This window comes from Bacillus sp. AFS040349, from assembly GCF_002577655.1.
GTDB lineage: Bacteria > Bacillota > Bacilli > Bacillales > Bacillaceae > Metabacillus.
The window spans coordinates 66213-84373 of sequence record NZ_NUMC01000040.1; the positions used below are offsets into that span (position 1 = coordinate 66213).

Here is an 18161-nt window from a genome sequence, read left to right on the forward strand (position 1 = left end):
GACAGATCATGAAAGCTATGAACTTGAATGGCACAAAAGGCCGAAGAGAATTAAAGCATGAAATGACCCAAATGGAATGCTACCTGCTTCGGAATAAACTAAAACATTATATGGAAGTAGATCCTCACGCTAATCGTGATGGTAAATATTTAATACGAAGTGTTTATTTCGATAACTTCGAAAATAAAGTATTAAATCAGAAAAAAGAAGGTTACTACGAACGTGATAAATTTCGCGTTAGATTATATGACTTTAATACAAGCTATTTGAATTTAGAAAAAAAGAGCAAACGAAACAACCTCACTTTCAAACAAAAATGCCGAATAACGGCTGAGGAATATGAACAAATACGGTTTGGAAACATTAGTTGGATGGAACATGATTCAAGAACACTTATACAAGAATTATTTCATCAAATGAATTTGTTTCAGTTAAAACCAGTAACCGTTGTTGATTATGAAAGGGAGGTGTTCATTTATAAATACGGAAATGTTCGCATTACCTTTGATAGCTCTATTCGAACGAGCTTTCGAAATAATGATGTTCTTAACCCAGATTTGGCGATGATCGATACAAATCCTGATATTGTCGTTCTCGAAGTCAAATTTGATGAATATTTGCCAAGCATGATTAAACATTTGCTTCAAGTAAGCAACTTAAGAGCCGGTGCTTACTCGAAATATCAAATTAGTAGAATGTACGGCTAATATAGAAAAGCTTAGGGCGCCCGAAGCTAGACACTAACAAACAAATTAAAAAGAATTGGACCTTGGAGGAAATATAAAATGGAAAACTTAAATTTTAATGATATTTTTAAATCTAGCATTTTAGAAAAAACGAGTAGTTTCTCAGTAGTAGATTCACTAATTGGGTTACTTGTTGCATTTGCTGTAGGACTCTTTATTTATTGGGTGTATAAAAAACATTCTCAGGTGTTATTTACTCACACACATTTAATATTTCGTTAATTGTTATGTCAATGGCAACAGCTTTAATTATCATGGGTATTTCATCTAACGTTCTGTTATCTCTTGGTATGGTTGGTGCGTTATCGATTGTACGTTTTAGAACACCTATTAAAGATCCTATGGATATTGTGTATATTTTCTGGGCAATTGTTTCTGGTATCTTATGTGGAGCAGGCTTTATTCCATTAGTTATTATTGGTTCGATCTTAATTGGAGCTGTATTACTTATCTTTGTTAATAAAATCAAAATTGAAAATCCTTATCTTTTAATCGTGAAATATAATGATATTTCGATTGAAAATTCAATTGAACATGTTGTGGCAGAAAGCTCACAAAAGCATACAGTTAAGTCTAAATCTGTTATGCCTGGTGATGACTTTGAAATTACGTACGAAATTCGTGTGAAAGATTCTGATTTAGGATTTATTAATAATATTTCTGAGATGGAATCTGTTAAATCAGCAGTCATGCTAAGTTATGATGGCAATTTCACTGCTTAAGTGTAAATACGAGCTTAGACTCCAAGTCTTTGCTCGTATTCTTTTTTAAAGAGTAAGAAAGGTGTGTTTTCTTTGAAATCTATCTGGTCAAGTTTATTAGAAAAAACGTTGTTCTTTCGATGGCTACTTCTTATCATGATTCCCTCTTACCTTTATTGTGAACACTATTTACCTCAAAGTGAGATAACTTTTCTATGCTATCTGCTTACAATTGCGATTGGTGCGTTAGCATTTAGAAAAATGGTCATTCATCTTTTATACAGCGGCTTACTTTCTGGATATGGAGAGGTGAATCACGAAAAGTTTAATCTCCATATGTTTCTTTTTCATTGGTTTACTGCTTTTATTATTTGTACAGTCTTGGTTTTAGTCATCGAAAAATACTTTAATGAGAAAAGAAATAATATTGATCTTATAACAACTCTAGCAAAATTTTTAGATTCAAGAGATCATTACACCGCTTTTCATTCTCAAAATGTTGCTTATTATTCCAAGAAAATTGCTGAGGAAATGAAGCTACCTAAAAGTGTTTGTGAAAATATTTACTATGGTGGCCTCCTCCATGATATCGGTAAAATAGGTGTACCGGAGTCCATTTTAAATAAGCCTTCAAGATTAACTGACGGAGAATTTAAACATATAAAGGCGCATCCAGAAGCTGGTTTTCAGCTTGTTAAACATATAAAACGCTTTGAACAAAGCGGGATTTTACATATGATACTATACCACCATGAACGATATGATGGAAAAGGGTATCCGCACGGCTTAAAAGGAATGGAAATACCATTAGAAGCAAGAATCATGGCTGTTGCAGATTCATTCGACGCAATGACATCCAGACGTGTATATAGAAAACACATAGTTAAGTTAGAAGATGCTGTAGAGGAAATTCGCAAAAACAAAGGAACTCAATTTGATCCGGAGGTTGTTACGGCATTTTTACAATCAGTGAAAAAACAGGGATTTGATTTAAAAAACGATCGAGAGAAAGAACTGAATAATCATATATTAGAAAGTGTTGTTTTGTAAGAAGATAGGAACCAACCTTTTATGGCTGGTTCCTAATGCTGTTTTTCAATTATAAAAAGAAGAATTCAAACTCCACCCGACACAATTGACTCAGACTCTTCACAGAAAAATCCAGCTGATAAAACGCTTCCTTTTCACCAAAATGATTAAGAAAATCTTTTTCGTGCACTGTTAAGTCAAGTTGGCTAGAGTCATATGATATTTTCAATCTTTGGTCACCAGATAATACAATTCCATCAGATTCATAAGATAAGGATAAAACAGGAGTGATGAATCGTTCTACAACTGAATCTGGTGTTGAAGAAAAAGTATATGTGTCTGTTAACACTAACTCAGGTTTATTCACTTTCTTCCAAACAAACCTCCTTACCAAGCTATTTAACTCCGGAACTTCATATGCCTTTGCCAAGTCCATTTCTAACATATCTTCTTCATCCTGCTGAAGCTGATCTAGTATTCTCGCACAATATTTAGGTCCGTCTTTTTGCAATTGATTATTAATAATTGGTACCGAATGTCCTTGCGAACCGTTACATAAAAACTCATATCTCTTTTCGCTAAAATAGGCTTCACAATACATGCCACTTCCTAAATCTTTCAGGAAGGTTTCTCCTTTAGCTTGTAGTATAAAGTGACCGATATCATTATGATTATGAGGTTCGTCATTGTGACCACCTTTACAGGCAAAAACAAAGCCCTTATCCCTCGAAATAAGCCAATGAGAATCGTTTAAATAATAGGTTGCATCCTTCCATTCCTGCCCTCTCTTACTTTCATCAAACCAAAGCAAATTGCGAATAGCTGGCGCCCATCTGCTGCAATGGTCTTCAACATATGAAGCTCGAAGTTCAGATTTAGGCAATTCTATATCTGGATATAGGTTATTTAAATAATGACTAAGTCCAAGAAAAACCGTCGCTTCTTCGGTTGAATCAGAAAAGTTCACTACTTTCTTTTTATTTATAAAACATTTTTGTTGAAAGAGGGCAATTCGATGGACTTTTTCATTATTAAATAAATCTACGTTACCTGCTGTTTTTACCTTTAGTAAATCTGCAAAATAAACATAAAAACCAAACCCGTATTGCCAATATCCGTACCCTTCTAAACATCCACCATCATCATTAAATCCTTTTAAATAATATTGAAGGCTATTCATGACACGCTCTAAAATATCTGCTAATAGCTGCTGATCATTTAACAGATGTAAAGCAGCTGCGCCAATTGAACCAGCACAAACTGCAGCCCAGTTATGTGTAGATGTTTCCCAGAAATAAGCCTGAAGTTGAAAAGGTGTAAAGATTCTGTTGTGTACTTCCTGTAGAATTCTTTTTTTGATTAGTGGATCAAGCACATCTTCTGTTAGCCGATAAATTTCACTAAGAGCAAAAGCTGTTTCAGCAGAAAACAAATCAATCGTATAGCCTTGCTGTTCAGTTAATTTTAAGAAATCAATTTCCTCTAACATCTCCGGACGATCTTTTAAATGGGCAGGTAAACACCAACTATATTCATTACAAATACTCCAAATCACTTCATGAAGCTCTTTTAAATATTCTGATTTGTCAGGTTCAAGAAGGCACATAATAGCAAACGTATTTAATCTTTTTCTTTTGTTGAAGTAGTGTTTTTCGTACTCTAGTCTTGAACCTGTATCTCTGAAACGAGTAAAGTCAAAAAACGACAATTCCCTAAGTGGCTCTTTCCCTAACATTTCAGCTTCAACTTTTATCTCATCAAGCAATGACTGAAATGACTGTTTGCTTTTTATAGATTTAAACCATTGATACTGCTCCTCTTTTGATGAAAACAGTAGCAATGGTTTATTAGTATCTATAAAACTACTTAGTTGCTCAGCTGATACTGTCAAATTATAAGCCACCTCACTAAATATGGATCTCAATAGCTTTTTCGTTCAAAGCTTTTATTGATATTCGGTTGGCATCCACCTCTACAACAGGCGCCTCTTCCCACGTTTTGTAATAGCTCTCTTCTGTTTCACCAAAAACCGCACTAACTAAAATGCTAGTACCTGGGTTTATTCTCGTTTTAATGGTCGGAATAACCGTACGTGAATGAAGAATATTCGTGTTGGAGTTAGGATAAATTAATTCTGCATCTCCTCCTCCAATGAGTGTCAGAATTCCGCTAGCTCCCCAAGACATTGAAGCAATACAAGCTTTATCAGCTTGGTTTGTGACTAAATCTGAATTTACTTTTTGATCCTCAATTCCTAAAGCAAAGCCACCATCTGCGGTATCTAGTAATCTATTAGTATTAATTCGATGAACACGAATATGCCAAGGAGTACCTGGGACAAGCCACGTCTCCACCTCTACATCATGCCAAGGCTTCCACTTACTATAAATATAGTCATCATCCACTTTATAGGTTTCACAATGTCTTTTTACTCGGTAAAGATTATCTCCTTCACTTAAGGCTAGCATAGAATCAAAAGCCCCCTGGGAAAGCCCCCATTCTGCACGTGGTACACTAAAGCCAAATGAAGTTGAATAAACAAATTTTTCATATTTTGCTGAAGTATGTGTATGTTCATTTGTTGAAAGATGACCCGAATTAAAAGCTAAAACATGATCACTCTTTTCATTTCTACAAATAATCATATGTGGTTCTTTTTGAACAACCTTCTTATCGATCTCAGGTAGTGGTTCTTCTTCTACTTTCCAAAAAGGATGTTCCTTGTGTAGTGCTAAAGGCAAGAATGATTTTAACGCCCAATATGGAGAGCCTGGTGAATTATAATTTTCACCCATTACTAGATTAGAATACGAATAACCAATAGTTAACACACCCGCATCATTGAAGATAGGTTGCTGAAACCACCATCTTAGATTTCTCAGAAGAATCCCTTTCATAACACCTAATGAAAAAGGCTCTATCCCTGCATAAACAGCAGCACTCCAAAACGATGATTGAGCAAATCTGTATGTTAAGCTTCTACCATAAGGAAGAGACGAACCATCTGCAGAAAACCAAGTGATAAACTCTTTTGCAAATACTTCTGCTCGTTCCTTATATTTCTGCGAACGAATCGGATCTTTATCTTCCATAACCTTCGCGTAAATCAGACTATAAAAATGAATAGCAAAAGGAACATAATAATCAACATGACCGTCGGTACCATCTGAGTACCAGCCATTTGATAAGTAAAATGTATCAATTCTATCTAAATTTTCCTCTACCTTTTTTGACTCATACGGCAGACCAACACTCTGAAAGCCTAAATTAACAAGAACAGAAAAGAAGAGCCAATTGCAATCATGAGCTTGAAATTGATTAACTTGACTTAACCAACTGCTAAAATTTCTCTTTTCTTCCTCACTAAGAGGGTTCCATATTTTATTCGGAATCAGAATCAAAGCAAGACCAAAAGCAGCCATCTCTACTATTCTTTGATCATAGTCTGATATTTCGCCCCAATATTCCTCATGACGAGGGTTTGTTCCATTTTTTATGCCTTGCAGATGCATCTCCCATAACTCATCTTCCATTTCTTCTCCCGCAAGCAAGGGAGCTAATCCCCATAATACCCGTGAGAATCCTTCTAGGCCTGCAGTGGAATCAGCATAAGCTGCACTCGTGTTACCAAGTGTTAATCTAGCAAACCCTTTACTGTAATATTGTTTTAATGGATCACACAATTCTTTGAATGCATCCGCAACATCTTGCTTAGTTTTAAGAGGATTGCCTATTAATGACCTTTTTTTGGTAAGCATATTATCCCTCATTTCCTCTCGAAGTTATTTATCAACAGACCAAAATAACTGTTTATGTCCCCTTAACATTGCAAGCCCTTCAACAAAATAGTAATCGCCATAAATAAGTGGAACATCTATATTTTTCCCTTCAGGATAATGACTTGTTCCTTCAAGGATTAGCCCGTCTTCATTAACGTCTTCCCAAGCTCCGTAATTTTCAAAAAGAGATTTTAAAATGTTAGTGCCTGCTTCTTTATATATTCTTTGCTCAGTAGGGTCTACTAAACTGCTTAAAAGAAGTAATCCACAAGCAGCAATTGCTCCTGCAGATGAATCACGGTGCTTTGTTATGTTGTCTGGTAATCTAAAATCCCAATATGGCACGTAATCATCTGGTAGATTGGCAATAAAAAAGTGTGATACATTTTTAGCAGCTTGAAGATATTTCTCTTCTTGTGTGTGTTTATAAAGTAACGTTAACCCATATACAGCCCACGAAGTTCCTCTGGACCACGCAGAATCTTTAGAAAAACCTTGGCCTCCAATTGCTTCAACTCGTTCACCAGTTTCCGGATCAAACCGAATGATATGGTGAACGGAACCATCTTTTCGAATAAAGTTTTCCAAAACTGTTTCGCCATGCTTTTTAGCAACATGCTGATAACGTGGATCTCCCGTTACCTCTGAGGCCCAAAATAATAGAGAAAGATTCATTAAACAATCGATAATCGCCCACCCCGAATTGTCTTCACCTTCATGCCACGGATTCCAGGCACGAATATAATTACCTTCAGAGTTAAACCTTCCCATTAATAAGTTCGCCACCAAAAGAGCACGTCTTTTAGAGTCTTCTTCACCTAAAAGCTTATATCTTGCCACACTTGTTAACGTCCACATAAATCCCATATCATGATCAAGCTTATAATAGTCTGTGATAACACTATCCAGTTTCTCTTCGCATTGTTCAGCTATTTCCTTAAAAGAGTTCTCCTTCGTTTCACGATACATTAGCCATAGAAGTCCAGGCCAAAATCCCGCTGTCCACCAAGAAGGTGCTTCTAATTGATAAGAACCATCTACACTTGCATGTGGAAAATTTGCTCCAATTTTCTCACTTGTTCTCTTAACTTTTATAGTAGTCTTTTCCCATGCTTCGTTTACCCATGTTTGATTACTAACCATCAAATCTCCCTTTCTCATTTTAGTTCGCCTGTTTTTTTTCTCCTCTAAACTCTATAGGCGTAGTTCCTACATAGTTTTTGAATACCTTAATAAAGTAACTTTGGTTATCATACCCAAGTCTTTCACAAATTTTGCCGACTGAATCAGTAGTTTGCTCGAGTAATTCCTTTGCCCTCGTCATCTTTGCCTTCGTTACATACTCTACAAATGTCTCTCCAACTTCTTTTTTGAAAAGTCTACTAAAATAACTCGGATTTAAATACAAAACATTCGCAACTTCATCAAGTGTTATCTTCTTCTCTAAATGAACTTCTACATATTTACATGCCTCAATTACTTCCTTACGTCGTGATTGGGTACTAACATCATTAACCGCCAAAAGAAGCATTTCAAAATACTTGATAAGCCAAATTCTTAAATCAGATAATGAATCAATACTTAGAATTTCTTCATGTAGCACTTCATCTGAGGATTTCGTTCCAAAAAACTGAAGAGCCTTCAATTTCACTTTAAGATCTAGTAAAAGCTTCAATACCCAATCCTTCACAATTTCTGCGGAATATTGTTTTTCTCGGAATACATCTATCCATTTTGTGACTACCGGCTTTACTTTTGAAACATCTTTAGCAATAATTAGCTGCCTTATTTCAAAGGATGCTTCATCATACCATTCAAATAAACTTTCTCTTGAGCTTTCTTCATGACGCTTTTTTTCGACTGTAGCTTTCTCCATATAAAAACGTTGCTGTGTACTTTCTAGTAAACTTTTACTCTTTATTTGAAAGGATGATTGATCATCTATTAATTCACCAATTAAAAATGAAAGAGAAATATTTAATGTTTTAGAAACATGATTTTGAATCTTTCTTATGCATTCATACGCTCTTCCATAACTGTCTGCTTTTAAGGTTGAATGATAGGAGAAAAATAGGAACGATTCTTTGCTTCCTAATGTAAAGTGAATCGCTCCATCATCATGATGATTAAGTACTTCACCTATAACATTTTGAATAGAAAACACTAATGTGTCTTCTGATTGAAAAGACTCTTTAGCTGCTTGATATTCTTGAACAAAACATAGTACAGGAATGTAAGTAGAGCTTTTCAAATTTAACCCAAGAGAATATGCTTCATCATACCAATCTTTATGGTTATAAATTTGTTGATAGATTGATTTCCGCAGAAAATCACGTTTCATAGACTCACGATTTCTTTCTACTATATTTTCTAATTGAGATTCTTTTCGTTTTTTACTGTTTTCTTCATCAAGATTTTTTTTTATTTTGTCTAATAAGACATCTAAATCTTTTGGGTTAAGTGTATCTTTTAGAAGATAATCCTGAACATTTAGTTTTAATGCTTTATGTGCATATTCAAACTCGTTGTGGCAAGTTAACATACACACTTTTATATTAGGGTTTAATTCCTTTAATTTTTGTGTTAACTCTATTCCATTCATTTTTGGCATCCCAATATCGGTAATTAGGATATCCGGCATTTCATTTAAGGCATGCTGGAGTGCATTCGCTCCATTTTCATGAGTACTTTGAAGTGTTAACCCTAACTGTTCCCAATCGATTATTTCAGATAATAGCTCCAAAACAGGATAGTCGTCATCTACTAGCATTACTTTATACACTATCTTCTCCCCCCTCTAGAAACAGACATCACTACCTTTGTTCCCTTTCCTTTTTCGCTATCAATTTCCATATGAAAAGTATCACCGAATGTCATTCTCATCCGTTCATATACATTTGAGATTCCAAGACTTGAGAAACCACTCTTGTTTTGCACAGTTATTGAATCCGAATTTAGACGAAGCTTATTTCGAAGGTTTTTTAATGACTCTTCATCCATACCTTCACCATTGTCCTCAATCGTAATTAAAAAATCATTTCCTTTAACATAAGCATGTAACAAAATTTCCCCGGCACTTTGGTTTAGTCCATGTATAATGGAATTTTCAATAATAGGTTGTAGAATGAATCTTGGTATCGCTTCCAAATAAGCAGCTGCTGAAACACTAATTTCAAATTTCACCGCTTCTTTTTGGCGCATATTCATTAAAGTGACATAATCTTTAACAATGTCTACCTCTTCTTTAAACGATATCATTCCCTTATCTTTATCAATAGTCATTCGCAATAGCTTAGATAAAGAGCTAATCATTTCAGCACTTTCATAATCACCTTTTTTCATGACTTTCATCCGAATAGAATTTAAGACATTAAATAGAAAATGTGGATTAATTTGAGCCTGTAACATAGCAAATTCTGCTCTTCGTTTTCTTACTTGAGTTTCAGTGATTTCTCGAATCATTTCATTAATTCGATCAAGCATTGAATCAAACGAAGTTGAAAGTCTTCCTATTTCGTCTTTGCTGTGAATATGTGAACGAACATTTAAATTTCCACTTTGTACAGATGATGCGACATCGCCTAAGTGAACAAGTGGTTTTGTAATGGTTTGAATAACATAAGTTAATAGAAGAAAAAAGATAATAAATGAGATCAATTGAGCCAAAAAAACTTTATTAAAAATCGAGTTAATTTTAAAGGTTGCTTGTTTATATGGATTTATTGATACTAATTTCCATCCTGTATAAGAAATCTTGTGGTCTGCGTAGAGGTAATCTTGATTTGAAAACGTTATTATATTTGAGAAGTCTTTCTTTTTCACTTGCTCTAGATAAGGAAATGATGTTCCAATTTTTCCATTATCAGCATGTGATAATATCTTATTAGAAGAATCAACTAACATCATTTCTTCTTTACCAGGCATGCTCTCAAATGCTTGTTTTACTTTGTTTTCCATGATTGTCACGACTACATATCCGTAAATTTTTAGATTTGAATCTCTTAGCGTTCTTGCGACAGATATTTGATAGGGGTTAGATTTTTGTTCAGATTGAAATACTGTTGGCTGACTACCGATCCACACAGCTTCATACCCAAAAACTCCATCTAGTTCTTTGAACCATGGTTCTTGGAAGAGCTGTTCAGGATTATATTCACTCAAAGAGTAATTGGTGTAATGTTTTCCGTTTTTCAGGAGAATGGTTACATATGACTTCTCACCAAGCAATGTAATGTTTTCAATTGTTTTTGCCACTTTGCTGTATTCCATATAATTTTCGTAGTATTCATTTTGTTGTACAACTTGGTTTTTATCTTCTTTAGCATGTTTTTTTAATATGCTGTTAATCTCTGAATCTATTTGAACAAAATTAGCAACATACAGCATATCATCAAGTAATTTTGTTACATATTCACTGGCTAAGATAAGTTCTCTATTTGCATTTGATAATGCTTGCTCCTTCATGGCATCTTTTGTTAAATAACTGTAGATAAACAACGTTATAATAGCAGGAATCACGATGCAAATAATGGAAGTTAAAATGACTTTATAACGAAAAGAATGGGGCGTCAGCTTTTGCTGTATCCGATTCCACATAACCAATCCTCCTCATTAAGAAAAAGTTTGAGGGCGGAAACGGCTTTTACGCCCCTAAATATTATTTTATCAAACGACTATTGATTATTGTCGATTATTTCTTGTGCACGTTCTTGCGTTGCTTTTAATGTTGCATCAATATCTTGTTCACCTAGAATTAGTTTTTCATATTCTTCATTAACCACCTTATATAGCTCTGCTTGATAAGCTACAGGCGGAATGATTTTAGATGATTTAGCATTTTTCAGAACGCTAACAAGTGAATCACGATCTACCTTATCCGGTGTTGCTGTACCAGCTAAAATTCCATCGATTATAGAGCCTAGCTCATCATCACTTACACCGTTCCATGAAGGAACATTTTTTCCTTGTACAAGTTGTCCTTCAGTTGTATACCAGCGAATAAATGTATATGCTTCTTTTTTGAGCTCTGAATTTGCAGCAACAGACATAAAGTCAGTTGTAACAGGTGTATAGCCGCCTTCATCTCCTGATTCATTTTTCGGATAAGGTGCTACAGCTACATTAAAATCAAGTGGGAATTGATCTGTTCCACCAAGCTCTGTATTCATCCAGCTTCCAATTAAAATCGTGCTTGCATCTTGACCAAAGAATTGATTACGATAATGAAGCTTTTGAGAGATAATATCTGTATAAGGAACTGATGACTTATCTTCTAATTCCATTTGAGCACGCATTTCTAACGTTTTCTTGAATAAAGGACTATCAAAGTTTGATGTTCCGTCAGCTTTAACGAACTCTGTATTATCTTCTTCACTAGCAAGAGCTAATTTCATAAATTCCATCCAGCCACCACCCTGTGGACCATGGAAATATGTTCCATAATGATCATCAGTTGTTAGCTTTTTCGCATATTCCATATACTCATCCCAAGTCCAATCCGTTGGTACTTCTAAACCTGCTTCATCTAAATGATTTTTATTCATTAGAACATACCATGGATTAAATTTACCTGGTAAAGCATAGTAGCTATCGTCAATTTTGGTGTCAACTTTATAATCTTCACTTAATGTATATCCTTCTTCTTCAATAAACTCATCTATCGGTGCTACCATCCCTAAAGCAACACGCTGGGCATAGCTTGCTGGATCACTAAACATAAGAACATCCAGCTGTTCACCAGATGCAGCAGCTAAATCAAGCTTTTGCGTTGCTTCTTGAGTGTCACCTTTTTCACTAAGAATAACTAAATCAACGTCAATATTAGGATACTCCTCTTCAAAAGCAGAAATTGTTTTCTCCCAATTGTAGCTAGTTTCATTACCGTGAGTATGAAATTTGATTGTAACTGCTTCTTCGGATGTATTTGTATCTTTTTCTTCTTCCGATCCAGAAGCACTTTCTCCCCCACCACCAGAACAGCCTGCTAAGGCACCAACAAGCATTGTAGATGCAAACACTGTTGACCAAAACTTTTTCTTCATCTTACATCCCCCTTATTCATTTATTAATCGCTTTCATTTTATTGAGAAAGCCCTTACAACACGAATTATAGCAAAGGGTACTCATCATCAAATGTAAATAATTTTACTACTATTAAGAATAATTTGACTTTTATGTTGATTATCCTTTTACCCCACCAAGTGCAATACCTTCAATAACTTGCTTTTGACCAATAATAAATACGATTAATAATGGTAGAATTGCCGATACAGCTGCAGCCATGATAAGAGAATAAAATTCTCCATTAATTGTCGTAAACTTTTGCATTGCCAATTGAATCGTGTATAAGGCATCTGTACGTAGAAAAATTAATGGATTTTGGTAATCATTCCAGGTCCATATGAATCTTAAGATCGCATAAGTAGCAACTGCGGGACGGACAATTGGTAAAGCAATAGACCAGAAAATTCGCCAATGACCTGCGCCATCTATTTTCGCTGCATCTATATATTCATTATGAATTCCCATAAAAAATTGACGTAACATAAACGTTCCTAGAACACTAAAGCTTCCTAACAATATAAGCCCTAAATGGCTATCAAACAACCCTATATTTCGATATAAAATAAATTGTGGCACCAAGCTTGCTTGAGGTGGAACCATGTAAGTCGCTAATACAATAAGAAATAACCATTTCCCAGCAGGAAAATCAACTTTAGAAAATCCATAAGCTGCTAAAGCTGAAACCGTACATGATACAAGTGTTGTGAGAACAGCTACTTTAATAGAGTTCCAATAATAAAGATAAAACGGAAATTCACCAAACCATACTTGTTCGTAGTTATTAAAGCCATTCCATCTTTCTGGTATCCATTGAATCGGAAACTTAAATACATCTGCTTCTATCTTAAACGAGGTTGAAAGCATCCAAACAAACGGCAGTAAAAACATGATACTAACGATGAATATGATGATGGTGATGATTACTTTTTGAACATTTAAACGGCTTTTCATATTATCCCCCCTTTAGTAATTAACCCATTTTTTCTGACCAATCCATTGAAAGATTGTAATTAAGAAAACAATCAAAAATAATATCACAGCAATTGCTGAGGAATAACCTATATCTAGATTAACAAAAGCTGTATCATATAAGTGCCATACAAGCATACTTGTTGAATGTAGAGGACCACCTTTTGTTAATACAGCGATCAGGTCAAATACTTTAAACGTCGAAATAATACCTGTAATTAATAAGAAAAAGGATGTTGGTGATACCATCGGAAACGTGATATGACGGAATTTCACCCAAGAATTTGCTCCATCCATATCAGCTGCTTCGTATAGTTCTTGTGGAATCGATTGTAAGCCTGCAATATAGATAATCAAGTTAAAGCCAATTGATATCCAAATCTGAATTAACATAACCGAAATTAATGCAAAATTTGGATCGGCAATCCACTTTGGTGGATCGGTAATTCCTATTGCCATCAATGTTTGGTTAATCGGTCCTGCAGAAGGATGGAATAACACCTGCCAGACAACCGCAATAGCTACAACACTTGAAATATATGGCATGAAAAATGCGACTTTAAAATAACTCTTCATGTAAACGCTTTTATCAATAACCACAGCTAATAATAATGAAAATGCCATACAAATAGGGACAGTAAAGATGAAGAGTGCATTATTTAATAGAGACTTTAAAAAAACCTTATCGTCCATCAAATCTATAAAGTTATTAAAGCCTACCCACTTTAACTGATCAATACTTTGAATAAACTTCCAATCTGCAAAACTAAGAATAAAAGTCGCAAAAATTGGCAGTAACACTAAAATCGAAACACCGATTAGCATTGGTGATACAAATAAAAACCCTGCTAAACTTTCCGTTCTTTTAACTGATCCTCTTTTCTTACTTAGCGAAACATCTGAGGATGTTGATACTTCTGTTTTTGTACTCATCGGGTATCACCTCTCTTTGTAATATACATTTATTATAAGGAAGAAAAATTTCAATTACTTAACAGTATTTTGATGAAAGTTATAATAATTTTTACTTTCTAACTTAAACTATTTTGTATTTTCTAGCTTCGTCTTAAAAATTGAAAAAGAGAAGTACATTAATGCAAAGCTAATTCCACTTCCAAAAAACAAAATACCAACACCAGGAAAAAGTATACTAACGAAACCCCCAGTTCCTACTGATAGCATCATTAAAATAGTTCGACCTGGAAACGAAGCACCTAGTAGGATAGCAGATTTAAAGTAGTGAAGGACCGAACCTTTGAAATGAACATAAACTGGAAATATATACATTGTGATCATTAGCATTGTAATGAAAGCTATAACAAAGAAAGTCAAAAACATATAATGTAAAATTCCCTGCATTGAGTTAATTAACACCAAATCAACATACATAAATAAGGCTGAAACTAAAAGGCAACTCCATAATATATTCGCCTTCTTAAATTCACTTTTGTAAACTGACAAAAATAAAGGAAAGATTGCGTGACTACTTTCCCCCATTATCCACTTACGTAAAATTGTGAACATAGCCACGGTCGCAGGTGCAAAACCAAAAACACCAAATCCAACTACTGTAAAGCCCAACCAAAGTAAATTAAGATACGCTAACTTACTAATCCAATCACAAGCTCGTAACAAGCCTCCCATCCAGCTAGACGATTCCACAACGTCTCCTCCATTTCATGTTGAAGTATTACGTTTAATAATAGAGTGAATGATTTTAAGTGATGTAGCATATTTTTTACTACTTTTTATAAATTTTTTACTTTTTCATGACAAAAGCGCAAGCGCCTCGTTCAGCACCGACAAGCATAAGACGATTTAGAATAGAAGGCATTCTTTGCCCTATATTCTAAATTGGCTTATGACCTCGAGGTGCTAGGCATCTGACTTTTTTGACCAAAAGTCAGACTGCTGGAGCTGAATGTCAAAGCATTGTCCCCAATTAATGCAGTGACAACTTTTCCTAACAATAAAAAATAGTGCACCTCTTTAAAAAGAGTCATGCACTATTTTTCTTGTTAGTTTTCGTTACTTTTATCTAAATTGTTTATTTACTTTAAATCTTCCATCTTCACAGCATCCATATCTGTGAACGTATAATTTTCTCCCGCCATTGCCCAAATGAATGTGTAATTACTTGTTCCAACACCTGAATGAATAGACCATGGTGGTGAAAGGACCGCTTGTTCATTTTTCACAAGAAGATGACGAGTTTCTTTAGGCTCACCCATGAAGTGGAAAACCCTTGAATTTTCATCCATATCAAAGTAGAGGTAAACTTCCATACGACGGTCATGTAAATGAGCAGGCATTGTATTCCACATGTTGTTTGGCTCTAATAACGTCATTCCCATCATTAGTTGACAGCTTTGAATACCGTCTGCATGAATATATTTATAGATTGTACGCTTATTTGATTCACTATCAGAACCTAAATGAGTTGGTTCTGCATCTTCGATTGGTGCCTTTTTTGTAGGATATTGCTTATGTGCTGTAGTAGAAACAATGTAAAACTTTGCAGGATCAGAAGCATTGCTGCTTTCAAATAGCACTTCCTTGTTCCCCATACCAACATATAAGCAGTCTCTTTTATTTAAAGTATAAGCTTGCCCATCAACTAAAACTGTACCTTCAGCGCCAATGTTAATAATTCCAACTTCGCGTCTTTCTAAGAAATAGTCTGTTTTTAATGTTTCTTGATCCTCTAACTTAAGAGATTGGCTAGTTGGAATTGCCCCACCAGTTACAACACGATCATAGTGAGAGTATGTCATGTTAATTTCACCTTGAACAAAAAGTGAATCAATTAAAAAATCATTTCTTAATCTTTCCGTTGTATATGATTTAAAGTCTGTTGGATTTGTAGCGTGTCTGATTTCCATTATAAATTCCCCTTTCGAATTTGCTTTTTACTTCCTAATATAAGAACACTAAAGTGTTTATGAACTCATCCATCCACCATCAACACATAAAATATGACCGTTCACATAACTTGAAGCATCTGATGCTAAAAAGACAACAGCACCCTTTAGGTCTTCAGGTGTACCCCAGCGACCTTGTGGAATTCTAGAAGTAATATACTCATTTCGATCTTTGTTTGCACGAAGCTGTGCTGTGTTATCTGTTTCCATATATCCTGGTGCGATAGCGTTTACATTCACACCTCTACTTGACCATTCATTCGCAAGAGATTTTGTTAATCCAGCAACAGCATGTTTACTCGCTGTATATGCTGGTACTCTTAATCCCCCTTGAAATGAAAGCATGGAGGCAACATTCACAATTTTACCTGAGCCATTTTCAAGCATATGTTTACCAACTTCTCTGCATAATTGAAAAACAGAGTGTTGATTGACTTTAATTACTTCAAACCAATCATCATCGGAAAAATTTTCTGCATCAGATCTTCTAATAATTCCTGCGTTATTAACTAAAATATCAATCTTCTTTGTTAGTTTGAGAGCCTCTGACACTAATTGTCCAGCAGCGTGATCTACTGATAAATCAATGTTCAGACCATGAAATACGCCACCAACCGCTTCAATTTTTTCTTTTGTTTCAGACATATCACTCATACCGGCTCCAATAACAGTTGCTCCTGCTTCTGCTAGACCAACAGCCATTCCCTGTCCTAGTCCTCGACTTGCTCCTGTTAATAGAGCAACTTTTCCTTCTAGCGAAAAAAGTGAACCCATTTTCGAACCTCCTCTTGTACCAATATGTTCTTTATTGTTTGTTTAAGTTCATTATAGTTTGATTATAACATAAATAAAAAAGATGACAACGATTAATTGTTCGTTTTGCCATCTTTTCTTCTAATCTTTATACATTCACAAGATGTAATCGCACATGACTATGTTCTAATGTTTCTTTTATCTGTGGGTCGAGATTTGTATCTGTTACAATTTCATTTACTTCATCAAATTTTGCAAATTGTATTAGAGCAACCTTCTCAAATTTTGATGAATCAGCTAACAATGTAATATGATCAGCACATGATATGATTTGCTTTTTCCAATCAGCATGTATGCTATTAAAAACTGTTAATCCATGTTCGATTGAGATTCCTGTTGTACCGAAAAATAAACGATTCACTCTCATTCGTTTTAGCATCTCGGTTGCTTGGGCCCCCATTAAAGAAGAAGATTTATCAATTCTTGTTCCACCTAAAACCATTAATTGAACATTGCTTTTTGTAAGTAAAACATTGGCTATTTTTAAATCATTTGTAATGACGGTGATAGGAAATTCCCCAAGTAACTCTGCAATAGCAATCGTCGTACTGCCTCCGTCCATTAAGATCGTTTCATTCGGTTCAATGAGTTTGACGGCCTCTTTTGCAATCGCAGATTTTACATCACTATAACCCGATTGTCGTTCAGCAATAGGTAGCATTCTTCCTTCATCCTCTGCCAATACCGCCCCACCGTGAATTCGATTTAGAAGACCTCTTTTTTCTAACAATTCCAAATCACCGCGAATCGTCTTCTCTGTTACATCTAACAGCTTACTAAGCTCAGATACTTTTACAATCTTATTTTTATCTAGTTGATCTAAAATACGTTCATGCCGTTCCACTGCAAGCATTATATATGTCCCCCGTTATTTTCTTTATTTTACTATTATAGGACAGGATTGAACAAAAACAAACCTAGTATAAAAGGTGCATTTTACTTTTTTGAGACCTCTCATATTGTTCGTTATTGTTTTAATTTTACCTTTAATGTTTCATTTCGTAAATACAGTATATAATTTCCTTGGTTTTTTCTCTACACTTTTTTGTTATTTTAAATATACAAAAGGCTGTCTTAGCATACTTTAGAACAAGTCGTTCCATTGCGCTCCAGACACTATTGTTTTGAAAAAAATTTCAA

14 protein-coding genes and 1 pseudogene are annotated in these 18161 nt (G+C 34.8%); 3 read left to right on the plus strand and 12 right to left on the minus strand.

The features are described 5' to 3' along the window. Positions 1-8 precede the first annotated feature (8 nt). The 3 genes and pseudogenes from COD11_RS09880 (at position 9) to COD11_RS09890 (ending at position 2497) form a co-directional block, all read left to right on the plus strand. Positions 9-707, plus strand: a complete 699-nt coding sequence (locus tag COD11_RS09880) for a polyphosphate polymerase domain-containing protein (protein ID WP_098796592.1) — start codon at positions 9-11, stop codon at positions 705-707. A gap of 78 nt (positions 708-785) precedes the next feature. Next, a pseudogene (locus COD11_RS09885) lies at positions 786-1468 on the plus strand (DUF4956 domain-containing protein). A 72-nt stretch (positions 1469-1540) separates the two neighbouring features. After that, on the plus strand, positions 1541-2497 hold the full coding sequence (locus COD11_RS09890) for an HD-GYP domain-containing protein (protein WP_255301583.1): 957 nt from the start codon (positions 1541-1543) through the stop codon (positions 2495-2497). A gap of 49 nt (positions 2498-2546) precedes the next feature. On the opposite strand, the gene COD11_RS09895 is transcribed toward COD11_RS09890, so the two are convergent. From COD11_RS09895 to COD11_RS09950, 12 genes are all read right to left on the minus strand, one after another. Continuing rightward, entirely contained in the window at positions 2547-4367 is a 1821-nt protein-coding gene (locus COD11_RS09895) for a heparinase II/III family protein (protein WP_098796593.1), read from the minus strand. 16 nt (positions 4368-4383) lie between these two features. Further along, a complete protein-coding gene (locus COD11_RS09900) occupies positions 4384-6234 on the minus strand; it encodes a DUF2264 domain-containing protein (protein WP_098796594.1) in 1851 nt (616 codons plus the stop codon). Between the two features lie 24 nt (positions 6235-6258). Further along, positions 6259-7398, minus strand: coding sequence for a glycoside hydrolase family 88 protein (locus COD11_RS09905; RefSeq protein ID WP_098796637.1), 1140 nt, complete (start codon positions 7396-7398; stop codon positions 6259-6261). 19 nt (positions 7399-7417) lie between these two features. Then, complete coding sequence (locus COD11_RS09910; RefSeq protein WP_098796595.1) at positions 7418-9037, minus strand: response regulator transcription factor; 1620 nt, start codon at positions 9035-9037, stop codon at positions 7418-7420. Next, the gene (locus tag COD11_RS09915; protein WP_231309213.1) at positions 9037-10851 is read right to left on the minus strand and encodes a cache domain-containing sensor histidine kinase; all 1815 of its coding nucleotides are present in this window, start codon (positions 10849-10851) and stop codon (positions 9037-9039) included. The genes COD11_RS09910 and COD11_RS09915 overlap by 1 nt, the downstream gene beginning before the upstream one ends. A gap of 77 nt (positions 10852-10928) precedes the next feature. Beyond that, a complete protein-coding gene (locus tag COD11_RS09920) occupies positions 10929-12296 on the minus strand; it encodes an ABC transporter substrate-binding protein (protein ID WP_098796597.1) in 1368 nt (455 codons plus the stop codon). Positions 12297-12435: 139 nt separating this feature from the next. Further along, positions 12436-13269, minus strand: a complete 834-nt coding sequence (locus COD11_RS09925) for a carbohydrate ABC transporter permease (RefSeq protein ID WP_098796598.1) — start codon at positions 13267-13269, stop codon at positions 12436-12438. Positions 13270-13281: 12 nt separating this feature from the next. Then, on the minus strand, positions 13282-14220 hold the full coding sequence (locus COD11_RS09930; RefSeq protein WP_098796599.1) for a carbohydrate ABC transporter permease: 939 nt from the start codon (positions 14218-14220) through the stop codon (positions 13282-13284). Between the two features lie 108 nt (positions 14221-14328). Further along, entirely contained in the window at positions 14329-14949 is a 621-nt protein-coding gene (locus COD11_RS09935; protein ID WP_098796600.1) for a YesL family protein, read from the minus strand. Between the two features lie 389 nt (positions 14950-15338). After that, entirely contained in the window at positions 15339-16169 is an 831-nt protein-coding gene (gene kduI / locus COD11_RS09940; RefSeq protein WP_098796601.1) for a 5-dehydro-4-deoxy-D-glucuronate isomerase, read from the minus strand. Between the two features lie 57 nt (positions 16170-16226). Further along, entirely contained in the window at positions 16227-16982 is a 756-nt protein-coding gene (kduD, locus tag COD11_RS09945) for a 2-dehydro-3-deoxy-D-gluconate 5-dehydrogenase KduD (protein WP_098796602.1), read from the minus strand. Between the two features lie 127 nt (positions 16983-17109). After that, complete coding sequence (locus tag COD11_RS09950) at positions 17110-17874, minus strand: DeoR/GlpR family DNA-binding transcription regulator (RefSeq protein WP_098796603.1); 765 nt, start codon at positions 17872-17874, stop codon at positions 17110-17112. Between the last annotated feature and the right edge of the window lie 287 nt (positions 17875-18161).